The following is a 10,695-nucleotide window of genomic DNA, read 5'->3' on the forward strand; positions in this document are numbered from 1 at the left end:
TACGACATTTGCAATTTTTGCAACACTCGTAACTTCAGGCAACTCTTGAGTTTCAAAAATATTTTTTAAATGCCTACTTATAATTTAGACAGTAAAGCACCCACAACTTACGTTTGTGAGTGCCAAAATGCAAAACAGTGTATATTTTTCAAATTCATTTATTTAATCTGTATAATCGATTTCTCTAAATCAACTATTAATTAATATTTGAAACTTCATAAATGATTAATACTCTAGATAAAAATTACTTCTCAACATTAATAAATGAACGGGCTGGAACTCTTAATACTCGGTATTCCATTGCATAACGGTTGGCTTTTAGTCCTAAACCATTGATGAAATTATTCTTATATTTAGCTTGTACCGTAATAACATATGCATCTTGATATTTATTATCTAGTTTTGTGATTTTCTTCATTGGCCAGTTCAAATGTAATCCTGAAACAGTGAACGGTAAGGTTGCGTCTGAAATTGTCGCATTCCGACTTGAAACAGTATATGTTGAATTATTGATCCAATATTGATAAACATCTGTTGCAGTATTGGATTCCTTCTTATCAATCTTTACGTAATAACCTTGTCCATCATTTGTCGTCTGGACAATCATTGGATCGTATTTATATGAGACTGCCACTTCATTTTTATTAGTTAAATCAACTTTCGTAAATAAACTTGTATATAATAGACCGCTGACAGCTAAAATAACGACTAAAATTTCAACTAGGTCAGTTAAAATTGTTGCCCCAGTGATTTTACCCTTTTTTACGACTAAAATTTTTAAATGACGATTTCTAATATTAAATACTACAAAAATTAAGAGCGCGATTACCACGATCCACGCAATTATTCCCACAAAATTCCAAGAACTCATAGTTTTCTCCCAACTAAAATTAATTGTCTTAAACACTTCATAACTCTATAATAGTCATTACGCTAATTTTACCACGAATCGAAAAATTATTTGAAAATGAGATGCGAAACGGTAAAAAATGTGTGGGCACATACGTTTGTCGACTTTTTATAATGACGACATAACTACGCTATATCGTGTGATGACCGTTATATCGAACACAATATATTGTGTTTCAGATTTCAAATGATTATACTAGTTGAGAATAGCACTTGAGAGGAAGTAATAACATGAACAACGTAATCGTATATAGTAAAAATAACTGCATGCAATGCAAAATGACAAAGAGATATCTTAAAGAACACAACGTTCCTTTTGAAGAAAGAAACATCAATCAACAACCACAATACCTAGATGCTCTTAAACAACAAGGTTTCCAAAGTGTGCCGGTTGTTATGAATACAACTATGGACCCAATCGTCGGTTTCCGTCCAGATAGCTTAAAGGAGCTCGTGGACTAACATGAAAGAAATAGCTTATTATTCAATAACAGGTCAAACAAAGCGTTTTGTTAATAAGCTCGGAATAGATGGATATGAAATTACCGACGCCGATCCGTTTTATCAAATGGGTCGGCCATTTATTCTTATTGTCCCTGCTTATGACGACGATATGATGGATTCTGTCATCGATTTTCTTCAATATGAAGATAATGCCAAGAATTGTGTTGGTGTTGCTGGTGGCGGTAATCGTAACTTTAATACACTTTATAATCACACGGCTAAAGATATCGCCGCTGGTTTAAATGTACCGGTTGTTTTCCAATTTGAATTCAACGGTACCCAAAAAGATGTCGAAAACTTTAAGAAAGTAGTGAATGAAATTGGGATTAAATAACCTTGATGCAGACAAAATTAGTTATTTTAAATTAAATAACGAAATCAACATCCCCGTGAACGACAGAATTCCTTTAAATAAGGATAAAGAAGCCGTTAAAGCCTTTTTCTCTGAGAATGTGGAGCCTAACCTTAAAAAATTTGCTTCCTTCAAGGACCATATTGACTACCTTGTTGAACATGATTATATTGAAAAATCAGTTGTCGATGAATATCCACATGAATTCATCGAAAGTTTATATAACTATTTGTTAGATCAACATTTCCAATTCCAGTCATTCATGGCTGCTTATAAATTTTATAACCAATATGCCTTACATACGAACGATGGCAATTATTATCTCGAAAATTATGAGATGAGAATTCTTTTTAATGCTCTTTTATTTGCTCATGGTGACCAAGATCTAGCTAAATCTTTAGCTACTGAAATGATTGCCCAACGTTACCAACCCGCTACACCATCATTCTTAAATGCTGGCCGTAAGCGCCGTGGTGAGTATGTTTCTTGTTTCCTACTCCAAGTCACTGACGATATGAACAGTATTGGCCGAACAATTAACAGTGCTTTACAACTATCACGTATCGGTGGTGGTGTTGGTATTACGCTTTCTAATTTGCGTGAATCAGGTTCTCCTATTAAAGGTGTCGATAACTCTTCATCCGGTGTTCTACCTGTCATGAAGTTGCTCGAAGATAGTTTTAGTTACAGTAATCAATTAGGTCAACGCCAAGGTGCTGGTGCCGTTTATTTGAACGTCTTCCATCCCGACATTATTGATTTCTTATCTGCTAAAAAAGAAAATGCCGATGAAAAAGTCCGTGTTAAGACCTTGTCACTCGGTGTGATTGTTCCGGACAAGTATTATGAATTAGTTCGTAATAACGAAGATATGTATTTATTCAGTCCTTATTCAGTTGAAAAGGTTTACGGTAAACCCTTCTCATATATCGATATCACAAAAGATTACGACAAAATGGTTCAAGATGATCGCATCAAAAAATATAAAATTCAAGCTCGTGACTTGGAAGATGAAATCAGTAAACTACAACAAGAATCTGGCTACCCATACGTGCTAAACATTGATACTGTTAACCGTGAAAATCCAGTTGACGGTAAGATCATCATGAGTAACTTGTGTACTGAAATCCAACAAGTTCAAGTACCTTCTGAATTAAACGATGCTCAAGAATATACTAAATTAGGAACAGATATTAGTTGTAACCTTGGTTCAACCAATATCTTAAATATGATGAAGAGCCCTGATTTTGGTAAATCAGTTCGTGCTATGACACGTGCCTTATCATTTGTCAGTGATGCTTCAAACATCACAGCTGTTCCCCCTGTTGCCAATGGTAACAAGATGAGCCATTCAATCGGTTTAGGAGCTATGGGACTTCACACGTTCTTAGCATGCAATCATTTGGAATATGGCTCTCCTGAAGCTATTGAATTCATCAACGTCTACTTTATGTTGCTTAACTATTGGACCTTGGTTGAAAGTAATGAAATTGCTAAAGACCGTCAAGAAACTTTCCATAATTTCGACAAGTCAAAATATGCCGACGGATCATACTTCGACAAATACGTTACTAATAGTTACGCTCCTAAATCTGCTCTCGTTAAAGATTTATTCAAGGGTATCTTTATCCCTGAACAAGCTGATTGGGACCAACTTAAACAAAATGTTATGCGTGATGGATTATATAACGCCTATCGTTTAGCCGTTGCACCTACTGGTTCAATTTCTTATATCAACAATACTAGTGCTAGTTTGCAACCCGTAACGCGTCTAGTTGAAGAACGTCAAGAAAAGAAAAACGGTAAGTTATACTTCCCAGCACCATTTTTAAGCAATGATACAATCAAATACTACAAGTCAGCATATGACACTGATATGCGTAAAGTTATTGATACTTACGCTTCAGCTCAAGAACATATCGATCAAGGTATGAGTTTGACACTCTTCATGCGTTCTGAGATTCCAGCTGGAATTTACGATTGGAAAGCTGCCGACGATACCAAGCAAACAACACGTGATTTAAGTATTTTACGTAACTACGCTTACTACAAGGGCATCAAGTCCCTTTACTATGTCAGAACATTTACTGAGAACAATGATGAAATCGGCAGTAACGAGTGTGAAAGCTGCTCAATCTAGGAGGAATTTTTGAAAATGGTTGATACATATTACAAATCAATGAACTGGAATAAGTTGGAAGATCAAATTGATAAGGAAACTTGGGAAAAGTTAACTTCACAATTTTGGTTGGACACACGTATTCCTCTTTCAAATGATTTAGATGACTGGCGCACACTAAGTCCAGCCGAACAAACAGTTGTTGGACACGTCTTTGGTGGTTTAACACTACTGGATACCCTTCAATCACAAGATGGTATTCAAGCTATGTCAAAAGATACTAGAACTCAAGCTGAGACAGCTGTCTTCAATAACATTGAATTCATGGAATCAGTTCATGCCAAAAGTTATTCATCCATTTTCAGTACACTTAATTCAGCTGAAGAAATTGAAGAAATTTTTGATTGGACTGATCACAATGAGTATCTTCAAAAAAAGGCTCAGTTCATCAATGATATTTATCAAAATGGCGAACCACTTCAAAAGAAAGTTGCCAGTGTTTTCCTAGAAAGTTTCTTATTCTACTCAGGTTTCTATACACCGCTTTACTATCTTGGTAACAACAAGTTAGCTAACGTGGCTGAAATTATCAAGCTGATTATTCGTGACGAGTCTGTTCACGGAACTTATATCGGTTATAAATTCCAACTAGGATTTAATGAACTCAGTGATGATAAAAAGGCTGAATTGAAAGATTGGATGTACGACTTACTCTATACTCTTTATGATAATGAAGAGAAATATACTCGTGAATTGTATAAGGAAGTTGGTTGGGTCGATGAAGTGCTTGTCTTCCTCCGTTATAACGCCAACAAAGCTTTGATGAACCTTGGTCAAGAGCCATTGTTCCCAGATGGTAACGCCGAAGATGTCAATCCTATCGTTATGAACGGTATTTCAACCGGTACAAGTAATCACGACTTCTTCTCGCAAGTTGGTAATGGTTACTTGATGGGTAAAGTTGAAGCCATGAAGGACTCCGATTATGATATCGGTCGGACTGGTGACAATAAAACGCCTGACAGTAGTTCACTGTTCAATAAAGTTAAAAAATTAAAATAATAACAAAATAAGGATCAATCTACAATGTAGATTGGTCCTTATTTTGTTATATTCTCTGAAGGTTGAAAGTTAAATAAATTGGAGTATTGACTGTTTAGTTTGATTATTTTTTCGTCAATAATATTTAGAATATCAAGACTTAAAGTATGTTTTGATTCTTTCAACCTTTAGTTATATTCTTATAAAGTTTTTTCGAAAGGCTTTCTAGAGTGTTCCATTCTTCTTTAGTGAAACCACTTTTTCCAACTAATGCCTTAGGTAAATCCTTAACTGCTTCACGTTTTTGAATACCAGCTTCGGTTAAATAGACATTAACGACTCGCTCGTCTTCTTTGCTACGTTTGCGAACAACTAAACCTTCATTTTCCAAACGTTTCAACAAAGGTGTTAAGGTTCCAGAATCCAGTGACAATAATTCACCCAATTCTTTAACTGACAAGTTTTTATACTGGTACAGAGAAACAAGGACTAAATATTGTGGATAGGTAATGCCATTTGCACTTAATCCATCATGGTACAGCTTTTGAATCGCACGCGATGTTGCATAAAGTGAAAAACACAAATGATCGTCCAAAGGAAGTGGTTGAGTTGTATCTATTTCCATCTTAATTCCTCCTCTAATGCCATATTTACCTTGTATTCTATGCTTTTTAAAGTAAATTGTAAATTATTCTATTTTGCACAATTGGATAACTAAATAAATAACCTGTTATAACTTTGATTATTAATAATTACATTTATTTATTATATTATTTATATAAAAATACAATGGATTTTAAACTTATCTTACGTGTACATAATGTATATTTTTGATACACTTTGCTCTGTAAGAGGAATTTGTACATGTGAGGGGATATATCATGTCGAGGTTAAACGTTTTCAAAAAAATCACACTTATTTGTATCGGGATATTTCTACTAATAATTAATTATCCTGCTACAATCATTAAAGCTGCCGACGCCAACACCGATTTTCAAAACGCATTAGCAACTACACCAAAAGGATTAGCTTGGCGAGATGACGATTTTACTGTCGCTGATTTTGCTAAAGCTTACCAAAATCGTGTAGCTAACGGTACTTCTGACGGAAATAACAGTAATACTCTAGTCGCCCAAAATGCTAGTAGAACTAACAATGCTAAGATTACTCAATCGACTAATCCCAATACTCCCAACACTAGTGTTATTCAAATGACTAATGCTACTTGGCAGACTGGGGCTGTTTGGGGAAATATGGCGAATGATAATTACTTTGACACCACACACGAGCAAACTGCATCTATGTGGATTTATTTCGGTAGAGTTAGTGGTGTAACACCTGCTGATGGTATGGCCTTTGTTCTTCACAATGACCCCAATGGTGGTGATTCCATCGCTCTTTCTGGAGACGGTATTCCTGTTAATGGACAATCCTTAGGTGTTTGGGGAGCAGACTGGCAAATAAAAAATGATAGACCAGAACAATTGTCAAAAACAGCCATTCAAAAAAGTTGGGCCTTAGAATTTGATACTTTCTCCAATTTCGAAACTAGTAATATTACTGGAGAAGGTAATACATTTGATAATACTATTAGTAGTAATCTCCAACGTTCTGATCAGCATATTGCAGCAAATTATCCAGCTGACCCTACTATATATACTAACGGAACGGGTAACAGTGGTAGGAATTACTTTACAATGGCACACAAACAACCCAACATATTTTCAACCTACGCCACTCCTCCAACAAATTTAGTTGATAGTAAATGGCACCATATAACGATTAAATGGACTCCAATCAATGATGCCAGTGGTAATCTATCGTATGCTTATAACGATAAAAATCCTACAACAGGAACTCCTTTGACACCCCAAGCTCAAGAAACCTACTTAATTGATTTACCAAAGTTAGGTATAACAAGCACAAACAAAAAATTATATTGGGGCTTCACAGGATCAACTGGTAAGAATTACCAAAACAACTTAATTGTTTTCGAATCCATCCCTTCTTTCGTTGACGCTGAAGCAAAATCAGCTGTCTATGACGATACTCAAGGTGGAACACAAATCACTAATAGTAACAACCTTGTCGACCCTAATGCTGATATCAGATACACTTATTCGTTAAATTACAAAGGTTGGACTAGAACTTGGAACAATATCAATGCTTTAATGAAAGTTCCGGATAACGTTACTTTCACAAGTGGAACCATTACTTATCCCGAATCATCAACTAATAAAAATCCTCGACCTATCCCTGCTGAAGTATTTTCAAACGTCACAAACAGTCAATTAGAATATTTACTTCCTGAAGGACTGGACCCTGACAGTCGTAACGCACAGATTGAATTAAAAGGTCACACGGTCACCAAAGCACCCACACAACTGACTGTTCCTTCAGTACATTCATCTTTTGAAGGAGATAATTTAATTACAGGTGCTGATACTCAAGCTTTCAAAATCCGTGCACGCAAATTGAGTTTGGAAAGTTCATCACCCAATCCAATCACTCTAAAGCCCCACGAAAGCACTACTGTTCCAGGTAAAGTTACCTACGTTGGTACTGGTTCAGTGCCAAGCTTCACCACAATGAATGTTTACCAAACATTAAACGGAACAACAACAAATCTAGGAAAAATTGTCGATTCCAGTGGCAATTTTAATCTGAATTTCAATGCCGATCAGCTTAATAAAATTAACACTTTATCCTTCTATGTCACTGATAGTTTAGGAAATACTAGTAATTCTATTACTAGACAAATAAACGTTGGTGGCCTGCTATCCTTTGGATACATTCAGGACCAAGTTCTCTTCAAACCAACCAACGGTTCTTTTGGCAATCAAATCATCCCTCGAAAAGATAATTGGCAAATTGATGTCGTCGATAGTCGGGAAATGGGTAGCAATTGGACTGTTCAAGCAAAAGCATCTGATTTGATACTGACAGAAGATCTTCAAACACCACTAAAAGGAAATCTAATTTATCGTGATTCATCTGGCAAAGACCATAATCTACTTAATAATGCCATCAACGTTGCTACACATACAAAAGACATTGAAGAATCACAAACGAAAAACATCACCGATTCATGGACAACAAATAGCGGCATTTTATTATCAATGGAAAATGGCAATGTAGAAGGAAGTTATCAAGGCGAGATCCAGTGGATTTTGTTAGATTCTATCCCCAATATTTAAGAAAAAGACAACTGAAATAAATTCAGTTGTCTTTTTTTGATAACAGGAATAATTGATTTGTATTTAATCGTTCATTTCTTTTATATGAAAATACAATAGCTTTTTTCTGGAAAACAGGAGTAAATAAATGTCATTTTTGTTAATATTTTTTTAGGATAAATAATCATTGATGAAAGGAGGATTTTTATGTTACATTTAAAATTTTTAAAAATACTATTATCAAATTGTTTCATTATATTTTTGTTATGTAGCAATTATAATACAGTAATTGCTGAAGAAAAAAATGATAACTTAGAAAAAGCAATCCAAACCGCACCGAGGGGATTAAATTGGAATAATGATGCATTTACTATTGCTGATTTTCATCAAGCCTCGGAACAACGAAAAAAAAATCATTCAATTCAAAATTTTGATATTACCAAAGTAATCGATGACCCTGGTAGATTGATAAATCATTCTAAAATTGTTCAATCCAAAAATCCCAAAAGTCCAAATACTAGCATAATTCAATTAACCGACGCAACACACCAAACAGGAGCAGTTTGGAGTAATATGTCAAAACTTAATTACTTTGATATAAGCCATGAACAAACCGCATCAATGTGGATTTATTTTGGAAAAAATTATAATACAAATACAACAGTTTCCCCCCTTGTTGGTGATGGCATGGCCTTTGTTCTTCAAAATGATCCCAATGGTGTAAATTCTATTGCTCTATCAGATAAAGGCATACCAGCAGATGGGCAATCCTTAGGTGTATGGGGACCAGATTGGGATATATCAAATGATGACAAAAATAAACTATCAGGAGATGCTATTCAGAATAGTTGGGCTTTAGAGTTCGATACCTATTCTGATCATTATTTCAATAATCTAACAGGTAAAGGTACCGCCTTTGACACTGGTATAAGTACTCATCACATTGCAGCAAATTATCCTGCAAATCCTAAAACCTATATCCATCAACAAAATACACAAAAACAAAATTATTTTATACTAAGTCATATTATGCCTAATGATAAGGATGGTTTAAAAAAAATTAATTCTGGAATTGGATTAGTAGATAATAAATGGCATCATATTACAATAACTTGGAAGCCTATCAATGAAACTAAGGGAACATTAACATACGCCTATGATGATAAGGACGTTAAATCAGGTTTCCCTTTATCCACCATTTACACTTACTCGTATACAATAGACACCAATTACTTTGGATTAAAGGATAATAAAAAAAATATATATTGGGGGTTCACTGGTTCAACTGGTGATAACTCTGAAAATAACTTAATCATTTTTGAATCTCTTCCTTCATTTGCAGATGCTAAAGTTAAATCTAGCATATACGACGATTCAAGAAATTTAGAGGTAAATGACTCACACAAAACCGTTGACTCTAACTCTGAAATCAGATACACATTCTCCTTGAATTATAAAGGATGGAACAAAGATTGGGATAAGGTAACCTCTACAATGAAAATTCCTGATAATATCGAATTCGATAGTGGATCCATCACTTATCCTGATTCTCAAGATGATAAATCTGCCCAACCTATTCCAAAAGATATTTTTGATAATATTAAAAATAATAAACTTCATGAACTTAAATATGATCTACCCGAAAAATTAAGTTCTACTAGTAGAACTGCACAAATAGAACTCAGAGGCAGAGTAAACGTAGCAACTGGTTCAACAAATTTAAAGGTCCCATCTGTTCATGCCTCTTTTGAAGGTGATACCCTTATTACAGGGGCAGATACTCAATCATTTGAAATTATTCCAAAAAAATTAACATTAAATCGTATTTCTGATAAATATATTACTGTTAACCCCGCGTCGAATGACGATATCAAAATTGAGGAACAAGTAAACTATAACGGATTTGGTAACAAATATAGCGATATGGAAATTCATCAGATTCTCAAAAATGACAATGGAACAGAAGAAAAAACTATTCCACGAGGAAAAATTGGTTCAGATGGAAAATTTAGTTTAACCATTAACAGAAGTTCAATAAAAGAATTAAATACACTTTATTTATATGTAACTTATAACGATGGTCAATCTATTTTAGAAAGTAATCATATTAGCCATATAATCTCCATAGGTGGTCTTCTAACTTTTGGAGATGTTCAACAAAATGTTACTTTCAAAACAATATCAAATTCCAATATTTCTCAAGTGGTGTCCCGAACAGGACCTTGGCAAGTTACAGTCAATGATAGTCGAAAAAAAGGTAGTCATTGGTATGTTAAAGCGAGTTCTAAAGGATTAATCCTTAATAGCGATAAAAAAACGAAGTTAAATGGAAATTTGTTCTTTCGTCATCCTAATGGAAAAGATGAAGATATTAAAACAACACCAGTACAAATCGCTAGCCACATCAAAGAATCTGATGAATCTGATTCCACAGATATTGTTAAAACTTGGAATTCTAACGACGGAGTTCTACTATTTAATGACAAAGAGAATACAAATGGTATTTATTCTGGTGATATCATCTGGTCACTTCTAGATACACCATAAAAAAAGGCGTTACGCAATTTATTTGGTTCTTTCTTAAACTTGGTTAC

General features: G+C 34.5%; 8 protein-coding genes. 6 read left to right on the top strand and 2 right to left on the bottom strand.

The window, feature by feature from the left end; all coding sequences use genetic code 11:
• Positions 1-244: 244 nt before the first annotated feature.
• Entirely contained in the window at positions 245-871 is a 627-nt protein-coding gene (locus FD31_RS05050; RefSeq protein ID WP_057891682.1) for an LVIS_2131 family protein, read from the bottom strand.
• Positions 872-1,140: 269 nt separating this feature from the next.
• Between FD31_RS05050 and nrdH the strand changes: the two genes are divergently transcribed.
• The 4 genes from nrdH to nrdF are packed head-to-tail and all read left to right on the top strand — an operon-like array spanning position 1,141 to position 4,946.
• Entirely contained in the window at positions 1,141-1,371 is a 231-nt protein-coding gene (gene nrdH, locus FD31_RS05055) for a glutaredoxin-like protein NrdH (protein WP_057891683.1), read from the top strand.
• 1 nt (position 1,372) lies between these two features.
• Positions 1,373-1,747 (top strand): class Ib ribonucleoside-diphosphate reductase assembly flavoprotein NrdI, encoded by a 375-nt coding sequence (nrdI, locus tag FD31_RS05060; protein WP_057891684.1) that lies wholly within the window; start codon positions 1,373-1,375, stop codon positions 1,745-1,747.
• Positions 1,728-3,905, top strand: coding sequence for a class 1b ribonucleoside-diphosphate reductase subunit alpha (nrdE, locus tag FD31_RS05065; protein ID WP_147007386.1), 2,178 nt, complete (start codon positions 1,728-1,730; stop codon positions 3,903-3,905). The genes nrdI and nrdE overlap by 20 nt, the downstream gene beginning before the upstream one ends.
• 15 nt (positions 3,906-3,920) lie before the next feature.
• Positions 3,921-4,946: a class 1b ribonucleoside-diphosphate reductase subunit beta gene (gene nrdF / locus FD31_RS05070; protein WP_057891685.1), complete on the top strand. Its 1,026-nt coding sequence runs from the start codon at positions 3,921-3,923 to the stop codon at positions 4,944-4,946.
• A 160-nt stretch (positions 4,947-5,106) separates the two neighbouring features.
• On the opposite strand, the gene FD31_RS05075 is transcribed toward nrdF, so the two are convergent.
• Positions 5,107-5,550, bottom strand: coding sequence for a MarR family winged helix-turn-helix transcriptional regulator (locus tag FD31_RS05075; RefSeq protein ID WP_057891686.1), 444 nt, complete (start codon positions 5,548-5,550; stop codon positions 5,107-5,109).
• 256 nt (positions 5,551-5,806) lie between these two features.
• Here FD31_RS05075 and FD31_RS05080 point away from each other — a divergent pair, with 256 nt between their 5' ends.
• Together FD31_RS05080 and FD31_RS05085 are read left to right on the top strand one after the other, a co-directional pair.
• A complete protein-coding gene (locus FD31_RS05080) occupies positions 5,807-8,122 on the top strand; it encodes an L-type lectin family protein (RefSeq protein WP_057891687.1) in 2,316 nt (771 codons plus the stop codon).
• 186 nt (positions 8,123-8,308) lie between these two features.
• Positions 8,309-10,648 (top strand): L-type lectin family protein, encoded by a 2,340-nt coding sequence (locus tag FD31_RS05085; RefSeq protein WP_057891688.1) that lies wholly within the window; start codon positions 8,309-8,311, stop codon positions 10,646-10,648.
• Positions 10,649-10,695 lie beyond the last annotated feature (47 nt).

It is taken from the genome of Companilactobacillus nantensis DSM 16982 (assembly GCF_001435815.1).
GTDB lineage: Bacteria > Bacillota > Bacilli > Lactobacillales > Lactobacillaceae > Companilactobacillus > Companilactobacillus nantensis.